The organism is Vibrio sp. Vb2131 (assembly GCF_033338535.1).
GTDB classification, from domain to species: Bacteria; Pseudomonadota; Gammaproteobacteria; order Enterobacterales; family Vibrionaceae; genus Vibrio; species Vibrio alginolyticus.
Genome location: NZ_JAWOSW010000030.1, coordinates 1 through 22279 on the forward strand (window position 1 = coordinate 1; position 22279 = coordinate 22279).

Annotated in this window: 13 protein-coding genes; 4 read left to right on the forward strand and 9 right to left on the reverse strand. The window is 42.8% G+C overall.

The window, feature by feature from the left end:
- Positions 1–111: 111 nt before the first annotated feature.
- The 8 genes from pyrD to R7E38_RS21775 all read right to left on the reverse strand — a co-directional run bounded on the left by pyrD (position 112) and on the right by R7E38_RS21775 (position 13675).
- On the reverse strand, positions 112–1122 hold the full coding sequence (pyrD, locus tag R7E38_RS21740) for a quinone-dependent dihydroorotate dehydrogenase (RefSeq protein WP_318082095.1): 1011 nt from the start codon (positions 1120–1122) through the stop codon (positions 112–114).
- Positions 1123–1433: 311 nt separating this feature from the next.
- Positions 1434–6275 (reverse strand): NAD-glutamate dehydrogenase, encoded by a 4842-nt coding sequence (locus R7E38_RS21745; protein WP_226084252.1) that lies wholly within the window; start codon positions 6273–6275, stop codon positions 1434–1436.
- 201 nt (positions 6276–6476) lie between these two features.
- Positions 6477–6695: a DUF2835 domain-containing protein gene (locus R7E38_RS21750; protein ID WP_005377440.1), complete on the reverse strand. Its 219-nt coding sequence runs from the start codon at positions 6693–6695 to the stop codon at positions 6477–6479.
- Positions 6696–6760: 65 nt separating this feature from the next.
- Positions 6761–9367, reverse strand: a complete 2607-nt coding sequence (gene pepN, locus R7E38_RS21755; protein WP_064377195.1) for an aminopeptidase N — start codon at positions 9365–9367, stop codon at positions 6761–6763.
- A 226-nt stretch (positions 9368–9593) separates the two neighbouring features.
- Positions 9594–10259 (reverse strand): hypothetical protein, encoded by a 666-nt coding sequence (locus tag R7E38_RS21760; RefSeq protein WP_005377438.1) that lies wholly within the window; start codon positions 10257–10259, stop codon positions 9594–9596.
- Between the two features lie 194 nt (positions 10260–10453).
- On the reverse strand, positions 10454–12460 hold the full coding sequence (gene prc / locus R7E38_RS21765; RefSeq protein WP_226084253.1) for a carboxy terminal-processing peptidase: 2007 nt from the start codon (positions 12458–12460) through the stop codon (positions 10454–10456).
- A 17-nt stretch (positions 12461–12477) separates the two neighbouring features.
- On the reverse strand, positions 12478–13104 hold the full coding sequence (gene proQ, locus R7E38_RS21770) for an RNA chaperone ProQ (protein ID WP_005377435.1): 627 nt from the start codon (positions 13102–13104) through the stop codon (positions 12478–12480).
- 97 nt (positions 13105–13201) lie between these two features.
- A complete protein-coding gene (locus R7E38_RS21775; protein ID WP_005377433.1) occupies positions 13202–13675 on the reverse strand; it encodes a GAF domain-containing protein in 474 nt (157 codons plus the stop codon).
- Between the two features lie 92 nt (positions 13676–13767).
- On the opposite strand from R7E38_RS21775, the gene R7E38_RS21780 reads away from it, so the two are divergent.
- From R7E38_RS21780 to rsmF, 4 genes are all read left to right on the forward strand, one after another.
- Complete coding sequence (locus R7E38_RS21780) at positions 13768–15564, forward strand: ABC transporter ATP-binding protein (RefSeq protein ID WP_005377431.1); 1797 nt, start codon at positions 13768–13770, stop codon at positions 15562–15564.
- 24 nt (positions 15565–15588) lie between these two features.
- The gene (locus tag R7E38_RS21785) at positions 15589–16839 is read left to right on the forward strand and encodes a paraquat-inducible protein A (RefSeq protein WP_318082098.1); all 1251 of its coding nucleotides are present in this window, start codon (positions 15589–15591) and stop codon (positions 16837–16839) included.
- Complete coding sequence (locus tag R7E38_RS21790) at positions 16832–19480, forward strand: MlaD family protein (protein WP_226084254.1); 2649 nt, start codon at positions 16832–16834, stop codon at positions 19478–19480. The genes R7E38_RS21785 and R7E38_RS21790 overlap by 8 nt, the downstream gene beginning before the upstream one ends.
- Positions 19481–19630: 150 nt before the next feature.
- Positions 19631–21067 (forward strand): 16S rRNA (cytosine(1407)-C(5))-methyltransferase RsmF, encoded by a 1437-nt coding sequence (rsmF, locus tag R7E38_RS21795; RefSeq protein WP_151514807.1) that lies wholly within the window; start codon positions 19631–19633, stop codon positions 21065–21067.
- Positions 21068–21349: 282 nt separating this feature from the next.
- Here the strand turns inward: rsmF and R7E38_RS21800 are convergent, their stop codons facing one another.
- Positions 21350–22183 (reverse strand): S1 RNA-binding domain-containing protein, encoded by an 834-nt coding sequence (locus R7E38_RS21800; protein ID WP_054576876.1) that lies wholly within the window; start codon positions 22181–22183, stop codon positions 21350–21352.
- Positions 22184–22279 lie beyond the last annotated feature (96 nt).

Consider the following 22279-nt stretch of genomic DNA (forward strand, 5'->3'; position numbering starts at 1 on the left):
TTTAAAATACAAAACGCCCGATGAAGTACATCGAGCGTTTTAGTTAAAAAGTGTCAACCCATATCAGGACGGGTCAAGGTACTGATTTTTCAGTAGTTTTTAATGTATATGTTAAAGATTCTTAACAATATCACGTACGAGACCTGGGCCGTGGTAAATAAAGCCAGTGTAGACTTGAACAAGTTTAGCGCCTGCCATGATCTTTTCTTTGGCCGCAACATAGGAATCTACACCACCAACACCGATAATTGGAAGTTTGTCTCCAAGCTTTTCATGAAGCTTACGTACGACCTCCGTAGAGCGTGATTGCACAGGGCGACCACTCAAGCCACCTGCCTCATTGGCGTGTCTCATCCCTTCTACGATCGTGCGATCCAAAGTTGTGTTAGTCGCGATCACACCATCTATATTGTTTTTCAATAAAGAATCGCAGATTTGGCAGATTTCATCGTCACTTAAATCTGGCGCAATCTTTAATGCTAACGGGACATACTTGTTGTACTTCTCTGATAACTCCGCTTGTTTCGCTTTTAATTCGGAAAGCAGTTCATCAAGCGCTTCACCATATTGAAGTGAACGAAGACCTGGAGTGTTTGGCGAGGAGATGTTTACTGCAATATAGCCAGCATACTCATACACTTTTCCCATACAAATCAGGTAGTCCTCTGCCCCTTTCTCAATTGGCGTATCTTTATTTTTACCGATATTAATTCCGAGAACACAATTGAATTTTGCTCGTTTAACATTCTCGATCAAATTATCAACGCCTAGGTTATTAAAGCCCATGCGGTTGATGATCCCTTCTGCTTCCACTAAACGGAATAAGCGTGGTTTATCATTACCTGGTTGTGGTCGTGGCGTTACAGTGCCGACTTCGACAAAGCCAAAGCCCATGGCATCAAATGCTTCAATACATTCGCCGTTTTTATCTAAACCAGCCGCAAGACCAACAGGGTTACGGAATGTTAGACCCATACACTCAACTGGACGAGTTGGTAACTGTTGGCGGTAAAAGAGATCAAGTGGTGTGCCGTTAAAGCGTTGGAAGTTCTTGATTGCAAGATCATGTGCCTTCTCGGCATCGAGTTGGAAAAAGCCAGTTCTGGCTAGACGGTAAAGCATTGTGCCTCCGAAAGAAAAAAGCCCCGTATAAACGGGACAATATTATTTACCGTTTTTCATCGTAATTCAATGAAAATGAACGTAATAAGTAAAAACCTATATCTTTATAAGATTTTTAAATATAAAACAAACAATTACAATCAAGTTTCTGCGATAAAAATCGTAACTAACCGCTTAAAAGCAATCGATTTCACTCTGTTTTAATTTCAATTAAATGTGACAATGTAACTATTTTCGTTCCAAATGTGAATAATAGATAATAAAAAGCCCCGTTAAATAACGAGGCTTTTACTTATGACTTGATTATTCCACTACTCTTTCGATGAGCAGTTGAGGTTTAAAAGTACTAGCTCTCGAAGTGCTACAGAGAACTTAGCAAATTCGTGTACTGAGCCAACTTTGAACTCGTTTAAGATACTCTCCCAGCGGTGCAACGATTGCTCGTTAGTTTCAATCCAATCTTCTAGCGCAGCCATCACGTCAAGCTCTTCGGTTGAGCAGCCACAAGTCAGTACCTGAGCGGTAAGTTGACGTTGTTGCCAGTCCAGATCTTCACGGAATGCCGCTCTAGCAAGTGCTTGCCAGTTGTTATCAACGGCTTGGCTATTAATTTGCTTCAAGAACCAATGCAACGATAAACGGTCACCCAAGTTAAAGTAGAGTTTCGATGCTTGCTCAACCGTTTTACCTGTTTCACTTGCTACTGATGAAATATCCAGTGCAGATTGTAAGCTTGATAAGCGGGCAACTTGGTGAGCGAGTTTCTCTTCAACCCCTTTCTCTATCCAACCTTGAGCCAACTCATTGTGTTCTTCAACTTCAGACTCAACTAACATAGTGTCTAGGGTTTCAGTGATAACATTGACATCTTGCTTGTAGATAGCAATCAACTCACCGACCGTGCATTTGCCGCTACGGTTACGAAGCAACCAGCGTGCAATTCGACGCAGTGCTCGGCGCACGTAAAACATAATTTCGTATTGAGCTTGCGCTGTCGCAACGTTATCAAGTTTGCGAGTTTGCTTGAGGATTTCTTCTAAATCAAAGATTTCTCTAGCCGAACTGTAAGCGTTGGCAATATCGACAACACTTGCACCAGTTTCTTCTTGCAAACGAGTAACGAAGTTACAGCCCATTTCATTAACCATCTGGTTAGCCAATGCTGTAGCGATAATTTCAGCTCGCAGTGGGTGATTAACCATTTGATCTTTATAGTTACGTCGTAACGCACTTGGGAAATATTCAACAAGTTGTTTTGCATGGAATTCATCATTTGCGATTTCATCCGTAACAAGTTGCTGTTTAAGTACCATTTTACCGTAGGCAACTAACACTGATAGCTCAGGGCGAGTCAGACCTAGTCCCTGTTTTTCACGCTCGATTAGCGTTTCATCATCAGGAATGTATTCGAGAGCACGATCCAAGTACCCTGCTTTCTCCATAGTGTGGATGAATCGAATTTGCTCCTTAACAATGCCAACACCTTGCTGTTCAGTAACAGAGATCGACTCCGACTGACGGTAAGCATCATCCAAGACAATTTCACCCACTTCGTCTTCCATAGACTCTAGAATTTGGTTACGTTGCTTAACCGTAAGATCGCCATTTGAAACCAGTCCATTGAGGAAGATCTTGATGTTGACTTCATTATCCGAACAGTCAACGCCACCTACGTTATCAACGAAGTCCGTGTTCACTCGACCGCCAATTAGTGCGTATTCGATACGACCAAGCTGAGTCATACCCAAGTTACCACCTTCGCCAACCACTTTGGCTCTTAAGTCACGGCCGTCAATGCGCAGCATGTCGTTAGCACGGTCGCCAACATCTGTATGAGTTTCTGTCGATGATTTAACGTAAGTGCCGATACCACCATTCCAAAGCAGATCGACTTTCATTTTCAAGATCATCTTTATCAGATCGTTAGGCGCTAAAGATGCTTTCTTAGTACCTAACATTTTCTGAATTTCTGGCGTCAACTGGATCGATTTTGATCGACGAGAGAAGATGCCACCACCTTGAGAGATCAAGTCTTTGTTGTAATCTTCCCAGCTTGATCTTGGCAGATTAAACAAGCGGTTACGCTCTTCCCAGCTGCTGGCTGAATCTGGATTTGGATCAATAAAGATGTGCATGTGGTTAAACGCAGCTTGCAATCGAATATGCTTCGATAACAGCATACCGTTACCGAACACGTCACCTGCCATATCACCTACACCGATTGCAGTAAAATCAGTGGTCTGACAGTTGATGCCCATTTCACGGAAGTGACGTTTAACAGATTCCCAACCACCTTTTGCGGTGATTCCCATTGCTTTGTGATCGTAACCGTTTGAACCACCTGAAGCGAATGCGTCACCTAGCCAGAAGTTGTATTCTGCAGAAACAGAGTTTGCCAAATCTGAGAAGGTTGCTGTGCCTTTATCGGCAGCCACTACTAGATATGGGTCATCTTCATCGTGACGAACAACGTTTTGTGGTGGTACCACCTCTCCTTCAATGATGTTATCTGACACATCAAGCAGTGCACGGATAAAGCGTTTGTAACAACGCTGACCTTCCGCAAAAATTTCATCACGACTGGTGAGAGATGGCTGGCGTTTACAAACGAAGCCGCCTTTTGCACCCACTGGTACAATTACAGTGTTCTTAACCTGTTGCGCTTTCACTAAGCCAAGAATCTCCGTACGGAAGTCTTCTTGACGATCTGACCAACGCAAACCACCACGAGCCACTTTTCCACCACGAAGGTGAACACCTTCAATATCTGGTGCGTAAACAAAGATCTCGAATGCAGGTACAGGCTGCGGAATCTCAGGAATATCGCTTGGCTTCATTTTCAAAGATAACCAAGGCTTAGGCTGCTTATTCTCGTCTACTTGGTAGTAGTTGGTACGAAGCGTCGCCATGATCATTTCGATATAACGACGAATAATACGATCATCATCCAAGCTCTCTACACGATCCAACTGCTCTGTTAGCTTTTTAATTAGATCGTTTTGGCCTTTCTCGCTGCCTTTGTGTTTCGGATCAAATCGCTTGGTGAACAGCTTGACTAGACCTGTCGCTAAGTCTGGGTAGTGGCTTAGCGTGTCTTCGATGTACTGCTGACTGAATGGGAAGCCGACTTGGCGCATGTATCGTGCGTAAGCGCGAAGAATGGAAATCTCACGGCCAGATAAAGACGCACCTAATAACAATCGGTTGAAACCATCACTTTCAAGATTACCCGCCCAAATGGCAGCAAATGCTTGTTGGAAACGATCACGAGCTTCACGAAGGTCAACGGTTTTCTCGCTCTTATGCAGCATAGAGAAGTCAAGGATCCAGAAGGTCTGACCGTTGTTTTTCTCGATCTCATATGGCGATTCGCCAATCACACGCAAACCAAGGTTTTCCAACATCGGCATTACGTCAGAAAGGTGAATTGGTTCATCGCGATGATATAACTTTAAGCGGACAGCTTTGGAATCTGCTCCCTCTTCTTGAGGTCGGTAGAACAACATACCAAGTTTATTATCATCACTTAACGCTTCTAAGCGCTCGATATCTGCAACCGCAGAACCTGGCATCATGTCCTCTTTGTATGAGCGAGGGAACGCACTCATATATTCTTTTGAAAGAGGAAGGCCTTTACTTTCACCAAAGTTAGCAATGATGGATTCTTTTAGTCTGTCATCCCAAGAGGTAGAAACTTCCATTAGATTTTGCTCGATCTTTTTCACGTCTACGTCAATGTTGTTATTGTCTACACGAACAATGTAATGTGTTCTCGCTAGTGGGCTTTCTGAGAAGTACGTTGTAAATTCAACCTCTTGCTCGCAACCAAAGTACTGCTTAAGAATGCGTTGAGTTTGACGGCGCAATTCTGTGTTGTAACGATCTTTAGTGACATAAACCATGCAACTGAAGAAACGACCAAATGGGTCTTTACGAACAAACAAACGCAGCAAGTCACGATCTTGCATTTGTACAACACCCATTCCCACCTCAAGCAGCTCTTCTTCATTAGCTTGAAGCAACTCGTCGCGTGGGTAGTTTTCTAAGATATTGTGCAATGCTTTGTATGAGTATGATCCGTGACGGTATCCACTTGCTTCAAGGATACGGTCAACTTTTTCACGGATCAGAGGAATACTTTGTACCGCTTGGTTGTAAACAGCGGAGGTATATAAACCAGTAAAGCGATGCTCACCTATTACTTTACCGTTTTTATCAAACTTTTTAATACCGATGTAATCAGTATAAGCTGGACGGTGGATACGAGATGCTTTGTTACCTTTGGTGATGATCAGAGCGTATGGTTTTTTCGCTTCTAATCGCGCTGAATCTGATAATTCAGAGAGCTTGACGCTACGCACGCGCTTGTCATCAGCAAACAGACCTAGTCCTTTTTCTTTAGCAGGAACAAGTTCGGTATCACCATTGACCTCTTTTAAGTCATAATCTTTATAACCCATAAAGGTAAAGTTATGATCTTCTAGCCAACGAAGAAATGCGATCGTTTCATCCATACGATCAGTTTGGATAGAAACACGATCTTTATTTTTCTCAAGTTCATCAGTAACAAACTTAAGCTTATCAACCATCTGCTTCCAGTCATCAACGACTAAGCGAGTATCAGATAGAATTCTTAACAGCTCTTCTTTAAGCGCTTGCATCTCGTCTTTACTAGTAAGGCGGTCTACCTCTATGTGGAAAAGTGATTGAAGAACACCACCCTCACCGTTTACGTCTGTAACTTGGCCTTTTTTATCACGCTGAATCTGTGTTGGGTTATTCAACATTAGGTGACAAACAAGATCCAAACGCGCTAAAGCCATTTTGACTGAGTCCACTAAGAATGGACTATCTGGAACAACAATTTCTACGATTGTGTGTGTGGATTGCCAGCCTTGACGACTTACGGTCGGGTTAAATACTCGAACCGAAATCTCTTCTGGTTTTTTTTCATTGATATGGTGCCAAAGGCTAACGACAGCACCATAAAGGTCGGATTCGTTTCGCTGAATTAGATCATCATCAGCAATGTTACTGAATAAGTGTTGAGCAAGTTTAGTTACAAGCGTTTGGTGAGAAAGCTCGAGTTTGTCTTGAATCAGTTGGTAAACCTTTTCAAGCAGAACCGGCACTACATTTTCACGCGCGGTCATATTCACACTCCACATTAGAATTGTTGTTTTGTAGGGGGACTTAGTAGCTAGGTTGTTACCTTAGAAACTAAGCATAGGTAATGCATGTGCCCATTGTAAAAGCATAATTACAAATGTTTAACAACTAATCGTAGTGGTAAGAGGTGAAATGTCCGATTCTGTGACTAAGATTCCTATTTAACTCTCTGCAAATACAATACATCACAGAGTTTCTAACTTAAGAAACTTATTATTTTGGTCAGTTGTTAGTCTAAACTGGCCTCTAACGCCCAATTGACTAAGAAATGGTCTAAATCTCGCGGCGGGTAACTGCAAACGCAAACCGTTGTGTGTGACAACTTGAACAACACTTGCCGCACCAGAATAATGAGATAAAAACGTTTGATATGAAATGTTGAGATTGAAGTAGTAATAGTTCATGAAGTTAAAACTAAGTGACATAAACAAATAAGGTGGTCTTAATGACCACCCTATTGTGTTGTTTACTATTCGTCTAGTGCTTTAGTCACTTTTTCGAATAGATCTTTAGCAAGATTATCCATTGCTTTGAGCTTTTCAAGTTCTGCACGAATCATTGCTTGGCGAGCTTCATCGTATTTACGGAACTTAAGCAAAGGATCAATCATTCGAGAAGCTACTTGTGGGTTCGAATCATTTAGTTGGCGAAGAATTTCACCGGCAAACTGGTAACCTACGCCGGATGTATCATGGAAACGTACAGGGTTCGCACTTAAGAACGAGCCAATTAAGCTGCGCGTACGGTTCGGATTTTTCAAACTAAATGCTTCGTGGTTCATGGTTGCTTTTACTTTTTCAAGAGCATCCTCTGCAGGATTGCTACCTTGAAGTGCAAACCACTTATCCATAACCAAACCATCGTGCTTCCATTTATCGCTATAATCAGCCATAAGTGCTTCACGACACTCGAGCTGAGCGTTATTTGCAGCACTCATCGCAGCAATCGTATCTGTCATGTTATTTGCAGATGCGTACTGCGCGTTGACTAAATCATTACCTTTTTCCGTATGTGCTAGGTACTGAAGGCAACGGTTACGTAAAGCACGCTTGCCAATAGCAGCATGGTCGATCGTATACTCTGCTTGCTTAAGCGTGTGATAAGTCGCACTTAGCTCATCTTCTAATTCCTTAGAAAGTGACACTGTAATGCTGTTTAGCACTTTATCTACGGCATCGATATCAATTTGCTGGTACCAACCAGTAATCTCATTGATTGAAGGCATAGAGAAAACTTGAGCAATGAAAGCTGGCTCAAGCGTTTCATCCAACAGCACACCGCGGAAAGCATCTATCACACCTTCAGAAAGCGATACTTCTTGTCCCGCTTGAACGTTTTTCACATTCTGACGAATGTATTTAGCCAATAGCATTTGGCTAGCGTCCCATCGAGCAAAATCGTTCGTTGCGTGCTTCATCAAGAAGACTAACTCGTCATCGCTGTAATCGTATTCTAATTTGACTGGTGCCGAGAATTCACGCAACAAAGATGGCACTGGCTGTTCTTCGACATTTTCAAATACGAACGTTTGCTTATCTTGTTTAATATCCAGCACGTTATGAACAAATTCACCGTTACTCATCAGTGGGATAACTTGACCTTTCGAATCATACAACTCGATATCGAACGGGATATGCAGCGCTTGTTTTTCTGCTTGGTCTTGCGTCGGCTCCGTAAATTGCTCTACCGTTAGTGCGTAAGTTTTTGCATCAGCGTTGTATTCGCTATTTACGCGTAGCGTTGGTGTACCCGATTGGCTGTACCACAAACGGAACTGTTTTAAATCAACACCGGTGGCATCTTCCATTGCAGAAACAAAGTCTTCACACGTCGCGGCGGTACCATCGTGACGTTCAAAATAAAGTTTCATTCCTTTTTGGAAGCCCTCTTCGCCAAGGAGTGTATGGTACATGCGAATAACTTCGCTGCCCTTTTCATACACCGTTAGCGTGTAGAAGTTATTCATCTCAATGACTTTGTCAGGACGAATCGGGTGAGACATTGGGCTTGCATCTTCCGCAAATTGAGGACCACGAATAATACGTACGTTATCAATACGGTTATCAGCACGAGAGCCTAAGTCAGAAGAGAATTCTTGGTCACGGAATACGGTTAAGCCCTCTTTTAGACTTAGTTGGAACCAATCACGACAAGTGACACGGTTGCCAGTCCAGTTGTGGAAGTACTCATGACCTATCACAGCTTCGATGCCTAAATAATCACGATCTGTCGCAGTTTGATCGTTCGCCAGAACATATTTTGAGTTAAAAATGTTCAAGCCTTTGTTTTCCATTGCACCCATGTTGAAGAAATCAACAGCAACGATCATGTAAATATCCAGATCGTATTCCAGGCCAAAGCGTTCCTCATCCCACTTCATCGAGTTGATCAGCGATGTCATCGCATGACCTGCACGATCTAAGTTACCTTTATCAACAAAGATTTCTAAATCAACACTGCGACCTGACATCGTTGTATATTTGTCACGCAATACATCAAAGTCGCCTGCAACAAGGGCGAACAAGTAAGCTGGTTTTGGATGCGGATCCTGCCATTGAACCCAGTGACGACCGTTCTCTGCATCGCCTTCTGCAATTCGGTTACCATTGCTCAGCAAATATGGGTAAGCAGCTTTATCTGCGATCACTTTTGTTGTGTATTTTGCTAGAACATCCGGACGGTCTAGATAGTACGTGATACGGCGAAAGCCCTCAGCCTCACACTGAGTACAAAATGCGCCGCCTGATTTGTACAAACCTTCGAGTGCTGTATTCGCTTCAGGATCAATTTTGGTGACGATTTCAAGTTCAAACTCGGATGGAAGATCGGTCAGTACCAGCGATGACTCCTTCACCTCGTGATGAGCCCAATCCTCACCATTTACTTTTACAGCGCGTAGCTCAAGCCCTTCGCCATCGAGTTCTAGCGTTGTTGTATCGCCTTTTTGAGCAACTTTTGATACCGCCGTAACGATTGTGTCATTGTCATATAGATCAAAAGTAAGATCGATATCAGTAATCGCATGAGATGGCTCTTTATAATCTTTACGATATTTGGCCTGGGGAGCTTGAGACATGAGCATAAATCCTTGTATGTCGAACAACAAAAATACCAGACTGCATGATCAAAAATGCATTTCTGGTATCACTATATAAGCTATTTGTAGGGGTTGTGGTATCAGAATACAAGTCTTTCCATCAAAAAACGGAGCTTTTAGTGCTCTAGCTCCGTTTTTTGATTAACATTTAAACAACATTAATGACTTACCGTACGCACGCGTAATTTGGCGCATGTTAAAGGCATCATGGCGTAACTCTATTGAGTACGGCGTACATATCACCATTGGAATCTTCGATCGTTAGCTCATTCTTGTTGAGCTTATACGTGGTTCCATGCTCGCCATTTTCATACAGCAGAACCAAAAACTCATCTTCTGTGTAAAACACACCTTGTTTGATGGACTCATCCCCTTCTTCGTTCGAAACCCTAAACATGAACACGAAATCAGGTTGAAGTATCAAATCCATCTGATTAATGTTGTTGGCCACAAGACCGTCGCCAGATACGTGAGAGCTGGACCAAATACCTGCAAGTGAATTAGATAATCCTTTAGTGAACGTTACACCATTAAGATCAAGCGTATTATGGTTGTTGCGATAGGCATAAATTTGAGGCTCGTCGGTGTTTAAACCAAGAACGATGGTGTCTTCATTTGCGTTATACAGCCCTTCCCAATGGTCAACGGAATAGTCTTTCTTTTGAATATCAATAGAAAAGCTGTAGTCAGAACCTAATGAGAGTTTGATCGCACGAAAGTTTTCAGCCGACTCTTCGGGGTTTGGGTTCATCAAATACCAGTCTCCGATGAGAAACGGCGTGTCAAAGTGACTTAATTCATCTTCTCTGGTGTTTTCTCCACCAAACACACTAAAGCAGCAAAAGCTAAGTAAAATAAAGAACCACTTCATATCGGCATCCTTATCGTTTTCTTTTAGCTTAGCCAGTAGTCCTCACTTTCGCGAAATTTTAGATGTAGATCACGTAAATTATTGGGGGAAAATAAGCGAATATCTTGCTCGATATCGAGACAGCGGAAGACAAAAAGGCATAAAAAAAGAGTGAATCTGAAAGACTCACTCTTTTTATTCTAAATTGCCAGTTATTATGACTGATTTTCCTGCTTAAGTAGATCGACCATAATCGCGACAGACTCATCTAAATAAACATCAGGAGCCTCGTAGTCTTTTGGTATGTCATCCAATGTTTTGAATGCTTTTTTACCCAAAGCAACTTGACGTTCATTTATGCGTTGTAATCGAAGGGCTTCCGCTTTATCCGATTCAGCTTTACGAACTTTTTCGTTCAAAGACAAAGTATTATCGTCTTTTTCTTTACGATATTTCTCGATGTCTTCATTGATAAAGCGGAACTCCATTTCATCAGAAATACGCTTGTTATGAAGAGCAGTAAGTTTTTCAACTAAGGCGTCGTTACTTGGAAACGTTTGATATTGTGCTTTATCAATCTGATCCCAAGGTAAAGCATTGTCTTCAACACTTTCACCTGTTTCAGAAGCCTCTATTGGCGTTGGGTACGAAATATCTGGTGCAACACCACGATTTTGCGTACTTCCACCGTCAATACGATAAAACTTCTGAATCGTGTACTGAACATAACCTAGCTCTTTATCGAAAAGATCGTAAATATGATTCAGTGAACGATGTTGCTGAACTGTACCTTTACCGAAAGAGTTTTCACCTAAGATGATTGCACGATTATAATCTTGCATTGCCGCTGCAAAAATTTCAGATGCTGAAGCACTGTAGCGGTTAATCAACACCGTCAATGGGCCATCATAACTCACTTTTCCATCGGTATCGGCATTCACCTTGATGCGGCCATAGCTGTCACGGACTTGAACTACAGGGCCTTCTTTAATGAATAGACCTGTCAATGCCGTTGCTTCTGTTAGCGCACCACCGCCATTGTTGCGTAGATCAACGATTACGCCGTCAACGTTTTTGGTTTTCAACTCAGCTAGTAATTTATCGGTGTCTTTCGATAAGCCGACGTAGAAACTTGGTACTTCTAAAATACCAATCTTCTTACCGTCTTTTTCGATGATTTCTGACTTAACCGCACGATCTTCTAAGCGAACTTTGTCACGAACAATTGTGACAATGTAACTCTTCGCATCGTTACCTTCTGGCAAGATCTGTAGCTTAACCTTTGTGCCTTTAGGGCCTTTGATTAACTGAACAACATCATCCAGACGCCAACCGATCACGTCGACAATTTCTTCACCGTTTTGTCCAACACCAGTGATTCGGTCCCCTTCACCAAGTTGCTTACTCTTTGATGCCGGACCGCCAACAACAAGTGAACGAATTACTGTGTAATCGTCTGTCATTTGCAAAACGGCGCCGATGCCTTCTAGAGAAAGGTTCATTTCCGATTGGAATTGCTCGGCATTACGTGGAGAAAGGTAGCTTGTATGAGGGTCAACCTGTCGCGCGAAGGCATTCATATACAACTGAAATGCATCTTCATTGTTGGTCTGTGTGATGCGCTTCATCGCGTTGTTATAACGCTTCTCTAAAACTTCTTTAATCTCTGGCCACTCTTTGCCAGTCAGTTTCAGATTTAACGCGTCATATTTCACACGCTTGCGCCACAACTCGTTAAGCTCTGCTTCGTCTTTTGGCCATGCGGCCTCAGAGCGGTCTAACTCTATCTCGTCATCGGTATCAAACTTGATCTCTTCATCGAGTAAAGTTAACGCATAAGCAAAACGATCGAAACGCTTCTGCATTGAGAGGTTGTAAACATCAAAAGCAATTTGGTTGTTGCCCGATTTAAGCTGATCATCAAGCTCTACTGACCAATTTTTAAATGAATCGATGTCTGCTTGAGTGAAAATATTTCTATTGTAATCAAGCAACTCTACATAGCGTTCAAATATCGCTTTAGAGAAATCATCATTGAGGCTGAAGTGCTTATAATGAGAGCGGGTAAATCGCGAGGTGACTCGTTTGCTAGCTGTTTCATGCTGAACTTCAGGAGAAAGAACCGGCAGGTCATCTTTATGTAGTTTGGCTTCAAGAGCCTGAGCTGATGCTGCTAGCCATAAGCTAGCAGCAATCAGGGTCACTTTTGAACGGCAATTCATGCGTAGGAGTATCTCCTTTATGCGCGCAAGTGCTCCGCTTTCACAACCATTTGTAGGCCGTTAGCAAGTTGAACACGTACATCATCCTTATTGATTTCAACAATGGTCGCTGCCATGTTTCCTTTGCCCATGTTCACGTTAACTGCGTTACCTACTGTGATTTCATCAGCATTTAGAGCGCGCGTTTCTACAGGCTTAGTTGGTTTTTGTACTTTTGGTTTATTAGTACGACGAGGCTGTTGAGGCTTTTTAGCCGCAGGTTTCGCTTTCGCCTTACCCTCTTCACGAGCTTTTTGTGCTTGTTCTTTACGACGAGCCTGAACTTTCGCCTTGCTTTCTGCAAGTGTCGCTTTCGCGTGTTCAACGTGCTCTTCTTCTAGCTCACCACAAGGGTTGCCATCTAGGTCTACACGTACTGCACCTGGTTTTACACCGTGTAGGTAACGCCATGATGAAGTGTACTGTCTTAACGCTGCACGAAGCTGTGTTTTGCTTACTTTTTCGTCTTCATTTAGACGTTCCGCAAGATCTTGAAAAATACCAATTTTCAGAGGTTTTGCTTCACCTTCTAAAGTAAAGCACTTAGGGAAACATTCAGCAATATATGCAATAACTTCTTTGCTGTTTTTTAACTTTTCAGTCATGAGGGGTCCTGATTTGAGCGGATTTCCGCGAGCATTAAGAAAAAATATTCTCGTATTATAGTGACATGCCAAGGAAAAACCACACTCGAAGGCTAATTTATGCGTCGTTCGCGTGTGAATTAAGCAGCTTTTCTACTTCAACCATGAAATGAGTGAGACCTTCTTCGTCTGTTTCATTAAATCGGCCAATACTTGGACTATCAATATCAAGTACACCAACCACCTTTCCATTAATAGAAAATGGAATCACAATTTCTGAATTGCTCGCTGCATCGCACGCAATATGCCCCTCAAATTCGTGAACGTCGTATACTCTTTGTATAGTATTAGTTTGTGCAGCAGTACCGCAGACGCCTCGACCCATTGGGATACGAACACAAGCTGGTTTTCCTTGGAACGGACCAAGAACAAGCTCTTCACCTTTTGTTAGGTAAAAGCCTGCCCAGTTAAGATCGTCAAGTTCCATGAAAAGCAATGAGCTCAAGTTTGCTAGGTTCGCAATAAAGTCTGGTTCAGACTCAATTAGAGCAACAGCTTGTTTGGTTAGTCTTTGGTATTGTTCTAAGTTCATATTAACTTCCTACTTACTATAAAAGCTTCCATTCTCAATGTATGGCGCTAAAATGCAGCCCTACTTTATAATAGGACTTATTCTCAATTACAATGCTTCTGAAAAATGACACTATTAGCCGTTCTTGGTTGATAACACAAGTAAAAAAGCACAAGTCCAAGCTGATCATAGCGAACTTGATAGCGGTGCTTGCAACCTTGATTAGTGTTCCAATTCCCCTCCTCATGCCTTTGATGGTTGATGAGGTCTTATTGGACCAACCTGCAAAAGGCTTAGATGCCATGAATGCCATTCTCCCTGAAGCGTGGCACACTCCGACAGGCTATATTTTCTTCACCCTGTTCTTGGTTGTTCTTATGCGAGCTGCGAGCCAAGGATTAAATATCCTTCAAAGCCGACAATTTACGCTTGTTTCAAAAACCATCACGTTTGAGATGCGCAGTAAAATGATCGACAAACTCGGCCGTATCAGCATCCGACAATACGAGACCAAAGGTAGCGGAGGAATCAACGCACACCTTATCACTGACATTGAGACCATTGATAAATTTATTGGTTCTACGTTAGCAAAATTCGTTATCAGTTTTCTGACTGTTATTGGTACTGCTATCGTTCTACTTTGGCTCGATTGGCGACTTGGTCTGTTTATCCTGTTAGTTAACCCTATTGTCATTTACTTCTCACGTAAACTAGGCAGTATGGTTAAACATCTGAAACGGAAGGAAAATCATTCTTTTGAAATTTTCCAAAACCGTTTAGTTGAAACATTAGATGGAATCTACCAACTACGCGCGGCCAATAAAGAGCGAGAATTTCTCCAGCAACTCAAAGACAGTGCGAACCAAGTTCGCGTTGATGCAGACAAGTATGCTTGGCAATCTGAAGCGGCTGGTCGCGTTTCTTTTCTTCTCTTTTTGATCGGCTTTGAATTATTCAGAGCTGTCGCAATGTTAATGGTCATGTTCAGTGACCTTACTATTGGCCAAATATTTGCCGTTTTTGGTTACCTATGGTTCATGCTTTCTCCTGTTCAAGAGTTGCTTGGGATTCAGTTTTCTTGGTACAGCGCTAAAGCCGCATTAAAACGCATCAACGACTTATTAGAGTTAGAAGAAGAGCAGAGACCGGTTCCTAAGGTAAATCCTTTCAAAGAAGGTAGAGAAGTTGATGTTAAAGTAGAAAACATTAATTTCTCTTACAATAATGAAAACAAAGTCCTAGATAATCTTTCTTTACATATGCCGGCAGGAAAGAAAGTGGCGTTGGTTGGTGCAAGCGGCGGTGGTAAGTCAACCTTGATACAATTACTTATTGGGGTTTACCGTCAAAACTCCGGTAGCATTCGCTTTAATGATGAATTAACAGAAGATATTGGTTTTGAAGTAATTCGCGACAAAATTGCCGTGGTATTACAGCAACCTATACTATTTAACGATACCTTGAGGCATAATCTAACGCTTGGTGGGAATTTTGACGAAATGTCACTTTGGCGTGCGCTTGAAGTGGCTCAGCTGCATGATGTAATTTCTCAACTGAACCACGGCTTGGATACTCAAGTTGGTCGTAATGGCATTCGTTTGTCAGGAGGTCAACGACAACGGCTTGCCATTGCTAGAATGGTGCTGAGTAATCCTCAATTTGTTATTTTAGACGAAGCCACGTCTGCGCTAGATACCGCTACTGAAGCGGCTTTACACAAAGCACTGACCGAGTTCTTACGTGGTAGAACAACATTAATCGTTGCGCACCGACTATCCGCTGTGAAACAAGCCGATTTGATCTACGTGCTTGAAGATGGGAAAGTGACGCAAACAGGTACTCATGGTGAGTTAGTTGAGCAAGAAGGCTTATATCAAACCTTATATGGGGGCATACAGTCCCACGCTTAAATCGTTCAAGCTAGAGAGGTCGTTATGACCTCTCTGTCTAAGCACGCCATGCAACCCAATAACGTACGTTTGTGCCAAGGTTGTGAATTGCCTGTCGACATCGTCGACTTACCCCATGGCAAAAATGCACACTGCCCTCGTTGTGGTACGCAATTATATCGCGGAGGTAGCCCTAGCCTCTCTGGTAATCTAGCCGTCGCGATAACCTGCATCCTACTATTTATTCCATCGCACTTTTTTAACTTTATTAGCATCCGACTCTTTGGTGTGATGATTCCGGCAACCCTACCTTCAGGGATGATCACATTGATGGAAGAAGGATTTGTTCTTCTTTCATTGCTCATTCTATTTTGTAGCTCTCTTGCGCCACTGACGGTTTGTGTTTCAGTGGTAACGGCGCATATTTCTTTACATCAACGATGGTTCCGTGGGCTTCGTATCTCACTGTGGCTAATTCAACATTTGAAGCATTGGGTTATGTTAGATGTGTTCTTAGTTAGCATCGCCATTTCCTGTTTTAAACTCCAAGATTATTCCGACATTTTCGTCGGTCCAGGGTTAATTGGTCTGGTTCTTTTGCAGATATTTACCGTTTTGTTAGTTTCAAGAATCAGCGTGCGTCGTTATTGGGAAGCTTGGAAACCAGAAAGTTTATATGCTTTTGAGCATAAAGATGTGCATTGCCATGAATGCCACTTGTCCCAGCCTAAAGGTGACCATTGCCAGCGTTGTCATCACGAGTTATATCATCGCAAGCCAAACTCCATTCAGAAAACATGGGCTTACCTCATCGCAGCAACGGTCGCCATCTTCCCCGCTAACCTGATCCCTATTTCCATCTTGCTTACCAATGGTAAGCGTTTGGAGGACACTATTTTTTCAGGCGTGGCTGGTTTGGTAAAAAGCGGCATGTATGGAATCGCTGCGATCATTTTTGTTGCCAGTATCGTTGTCCCGGTGATTAAAATACTTGGGCTCGCCTACATCATGCTTTGCATCCAATTCAAACGTTCGGTGTTTAAGAGACAACGAATGATGGTTTACTTTGTTGTTAAATGGATCGGTAAATGGTCTGTGATGGATTTGTTTGTTATTTCTATCATGATGACGTTAGTCGATCGTGGTCAGATACTGGATTTCACACCAGGATATGGCGCGGTAGCATTTGGTGTTGTCGTTGTATTGACCATGCTTGCAGCAGAAAGTATTGATCCAAGGCTAATCTGGGACCAAACAAGCCCAAAACAATCAGAAAAAGAGTCAATGAATGAGTGATCAGAACAGTTCTCAAACGTCATACGTACCAGATGTAAAGCGGAGTAAAGGCATATCTCCTCTTTGGCTGTTGCCAATTTTGACCATGGTCTTAGCTGGCTGGCTTGTTGTGAAGTCGATACACGATGCAGGACAACGAGTGCAAATCTATTTTTCTGATGCCGCTGGTCTTGTCGCCGGCCGAACCACTATCCGTTACCAAGGATTAGAAGTCGGCATGGTAAGAGACATTAACCTCACCGAAGATCTCGGCAGTATTTATGTCGATGCTGATATCTATCCTGAAGCTGCAAAGTTACTGAACGATAAAACACGCTTTTGGTTAGTAAAACCAACAGCTAGCCTAACGGGAGTTTCCGGACTGGATGCGCTCGTCTCAGGTAACTACATCTCGATTCAACCCGGAGATGGTCAAGAGTTTGAGACAACATTCCATGCGTTAGACTCTGCCCCAACAGATTTACGCGTTTCTCAAGGTTTGAATATTAAGCTCAAAAGCCGTGATTTAGGTGGTGTATCGGTTGGCTCTCAAATTGTTTATAAGAAAATCCCAATCGGTGAAGTGTACAGTTACCAGCTAGATGAAGATGCAAAATCTATCACTATTCAAGCCAACATTCAGGATCAATACCGACATATCATTAACAACCGCAGTCGATTCTGGAACGTCAGTGGAATTGGTGCCAGCATCGGTTTTGAAGGTGTCGATGTAAGACTAGAAAGCATGAGTGCCTTACTAGGTGGCGCCATCGCCGTCGACTCTCCGGATGATGGTGAACCTGTAGAAGAGAACACCGAGTTCCGTTTGTATAAAGATTTGAAAACTGCTGGTCGAGGCATCGCGGTTAAAATCGTCCTACCTGATGACAGCAAGATCAGCGGAGAAGGCGCTCCAATTATGTATCGCGGAATCGAAATTGGCCAAGTTACGGACTTGAGCCTTTCCGAAGGCCGAGAAGTGATATTGGCGTCAGCGGCAATTCAACCCGCTTTTAGTGACATGCTGACGACAGGTACTCGATTTGTCTTAGAAGAAGCAAAGGTGTCCCTTTCTGGTGTTGAAAACATTGCTAATTTAGTGCGAGGAAACTTCTTAACGATCGTGCCGGGCGCGGGTGAACGCTCTCGCCGCTTTACTGCCATTCGTAAAAACGTGTTTAACCAACAGCAAGAAAAGTCCATCGCGATTCGTTTGGTATCCGACAATTCGTTTGGCCTAGATAGCGGTGCCAATGTACTTTATAAAGGCATCGTTGTTGGTTCAATCATCAAAGTGGGCCTAGTTAAGGAAGATAAAAAATCACAACACGAAGTATTTATGGATGTATTGATTGACCATGAATATAAACATCTGATCAAATCAAACAATCGTTTTTATGTAACCGGCAGTGCATCAGCAGAGTTAACTGAATCGGGGCTCAGCGTTACCGTTCCTCCAGCAAAGCAGTTGTTAACTGGGTCAATTAGTTTTGTGAGCGAAGGCAAGCAAGATATTCAAAAAGAGTATCAACTGTTCCAAAATGAATCATTGGCTGAATTGGCGCAGTACAATCAAAGTGGCTCTAGGGCGCTAACACTATTTGCTTCTGAATTGCCGCCGATTTCCAAAGGCAGTCCTCTACTCTATCGTAATCTTCCAGTTGGTAACGTCTCCGATTTCCAACTAGTTGATGGCGGAGTACTAATTAAGGCTACTATCGAAAACCGCTTCGCTTATCTTGTAACGCCAAAAACCGTTTTTTGGAATCGTTCAGGGATTGAGATAGATGCATCATTAGCTGGCGTCAGTGTGAAAGCACACCCTTTGAAGTCGTTAATCGAAGGTGGCATCGCTTTTGACTCCGTGCCAGGCGTTGAAAACAAAATCGGAGAAAACTGGAAGCTGTATTCTGATCAAAAAACCGCTCGCAAGTTTGGGCGCGTCATTGCTTTAGAAACCGACGGTTCGCAAGAGATTGCTAAAGGAATGCCGATTGAATATCAAGGTGTTAAAGTTGGTGAAATCACTCTGGTTGTACCGAATTTTCGTCGTAACATGGTTGAAGTCACTGCAAGGATCCTACCTGAATACGTAGAAAACATTGCGGTTGAAGGTTCACATTTTTGGCTAACTGAACCAGAAATTGGTTTAGGTGGCGTTAAAAACCTCGGAGCGTTGGTGTCGAAATCCATCAGTGTTGAACCAGGTAAAGGTAAAGCCAAATTTGATTTTCAGTTAGAAAATAGTTCAGAACGCGTGCATGGAATCATGTTTACGTTACAAAGTGAACAAAGAGGCTCAGTACAAGTCGGTACACCTATTCTTTACCGCCAGATGGAAGTTGGCCAAGTGACCGACGTAATCCTAGGAGAATTTGCTGATCGCATCGTCACAACTATCAAAATACAGCCTGAATACGCTTACCTCGTTCGTCAAAACAGTGTGTTCTGGAATGTTTCAGGAGTAGATGTTTCCATCGGGCTTACCGGCGCTAACATCAAAGCGGGAACCTTTGATAGTTTAGTTCGCGGAGGAATTGCGTTTTCAACGCCAGAGCAATCGACTATTCCACCAGCGGCAAAGAGTGGGCAATCTTTCTTTTTGTATTCACAAGCTGAAGAAGGTTGGACTCAATGGCGTACAGCGATTCCTAAGCCGTAGAATAAAGCTCAATTCACGTACAATTGAAGTTTGATCACTTTAAAAGAGCAGCAATCGCTGCTCTTTTTTATTGCTCGGCCCTTGTCACTATTCGTTTCTGCTTCGCTTTCGTATATTATTTGCCACAAATTCTGCAAACGAGATCCCACATTGCATCCTAATGTTTACATCCCAGACGCGTTTCTGGAAAAAATCCAAACTATCCTTCCTGCTCACCTCAACATGGAAGACTTTATCGCGTCGTGCCAAAAGCCACTGCGCAAAAGTATTCGAGTTAATACGTTGAAGATCAGTGTTGAAGCGTTTCTAGAACGAGCAGAAGCAAAAGGCTGGAAGCTTTCTCCCGTGCCTTGGTGTGACACAGGTTTTTGGATTGAAGCGGATGAGTCAGTTGTACCATTAGGCAACACAGCAGAACACATGTCTGGCTTATTCTACATTCAAGAAGCCAGTTCTATGATGCCGGTATCTGCTCTGTTTATGAATGATGAATCTTACGATACCGTGTTAGACACCGCAGCCGCTCCCGGCTCAAAAACCACTCAAATTGCAGCTTTAATGAACAACAAAGGTGTACTTGTGGCCAATGAATACGCCGCAAGTCGTGTAAAAGTACTGCACGCTAATGTAGAACGTTGTGGGGTACGTAACGCCGCACTAAGTAACTTCGATGGGCGCGTTTTTGGCGGTTGGCTACCAGAACAATTTGATGCGGTTTTGCTCGACGCGCCTTGCTCTGGAGAAGGCACCGTTCGCAAAGACGAAGATGCGATGAAAAACTGGACGCAAGCTTCCGTACTCGACATCGCTGACACGCAGAAAGATCTTATTGAAAGCGCCTTCCATGCATTAAAGCCCGGTGGTGTGATGGTTTACTCAACATGTACGCTCAGTACAGAAGAAAACCAACAAGTTTGTCATCACTTGAAAGAAACCTTTGGGGATGCTGTAGAGTTTGAAAGCCTTGAGAACTTGTTTGAAAACGCAGAGGCAGCTCTAACTGAAGAAGGCTTTTTGCATATTTTCCCGCAGGTCTACGACTGTGAAGGGTTCTTTGTTGCAAGAATTCGCAAACTGGCTGCTGTTGAGGCGCCAGAAGTCAAAAAGCGCATGGGGAAATTCCCCTTTGCTAAAACTTCAAAAAAAGAATCGACAGAAATTGCTCAACAACTCCAAAGCGCGTTAGGTATTAAACTTCCAAATGACAGTTCTGTATGGCTTCGCGATAAAGATGTCTGGCTGTTCCCTAATGCTTTAGAAGCGATGATCGGCGAATTACGCTTCTCCCGTATGGGTATAAAGATCGCGGAAGCCCATAAAAATGGCTACCGTTGGCAACACCAAGTCGCGACTGCCCTGGCGACAGGTTCTGAAAGCAACGCCATTGAACTCAGTATTGAAGAAGCGCGCGAATGGTACATGGGGCGTGATGTTCGCCCACAAACCATTCCTGAGGGAATGAAAACAGGTAAAGGCGAAGTACTTGTCACCTATCAAGGCGCAGTTATTGGCCTTGGCAAGTGGGTAAGCAACCGAATAAAGAATGGTCTTCCTCGCGAATTAGTACGAGATAAGAACTTATTTTAAAGAAGTAGCGAATCATAAATAAATGAAAAGCCATCGTATTTGCGATGGCTTTTTAATTCGTAAGTATGAAAGCAACTGGGCTCGCTAGCGATCCGGATACGCTGTACTAAACTAGTTGTATCAAAGTAATGCTTTGATGTGGCATTTCTCTCTATGTTCACCAACAAAATTATTGTTGGACAAGTTTAGCGCAGGCTCTGCGGAGCCGTTTCCCCTAGGCCCAAAAAAAGGAAAAGTTTGGGCCGTTTTTTTGGCTGCAGATCCGCTATACGTGAGTTAGGACTACGCTAGACGAATACCGTCTTTCTCAATGACAATTTTACCCTGCTTGTATAAGCCACCGATGGTCTTTTTATAAGTCCCTTTACTTGTGCGGAAAGCATCAAAAATCGCTTCAGGAGACGACTTGTCATTCAAAGGCAAAAATCCGCCTTTCTTCTCTAGCAGGTCAAGGATCTTACTAGAAAGATCGTCCATTTTCGCCACACCGACTTTTTGTAGAGCAAGGTCGATTTTGCCATCTTCACGAATGTGCTTAATAAAGCCTTTCAGCTTTTTACCGATGTAAAGCTTACCAAAAACATCCGATGGGAAAATCATGCCCCAATGCTTACCGTTAACGATAGCTTTATAACCAAGTTGACTACGCTCTGCGATGATCAAATCAACTTGCTCGTTAACTTCATAATTCGCTGGAGTTTTATCTAACCATTTATTGAACTTAGTCGTACCAACAATGCGACCTGACGCTTTGTCGGTATAAACATACACTAAAATGGTTTGTCCGGCAGAGAAGCGAGTGCGTTGCTCACTAAAAGGAATCAGTAAGTCCTTTTCTTTGATGCCCCAATTTACAAAAGCACCTGTCGCATTCACACCCTCAATCTTCATTAAACCCCACTCACCCACTTGGGCAATTGGTCTTTCAATGGTCGCAGCAAGTTGGCTTTCTGAATCGAAGTACAGAAATACGTCTACATACTCACCAATTTCAGTACCCTCTGGTACATACTTACTAGGTAGTAGAACAGAACCGTAATCATCGCCATCCAGAAATACGCCAAAATCAGCCTTTTTAATGACTTCTAAGCTGTTAATTTGACCAATTTTAATCATTGATTTTGTCTCTTTTTAAATTTACGTGGAATTATACCTAAACTAACAAGAAAATCAGAGAGAAAAGCATAGTGCTCTGTTATGCTGTTGTCGTTC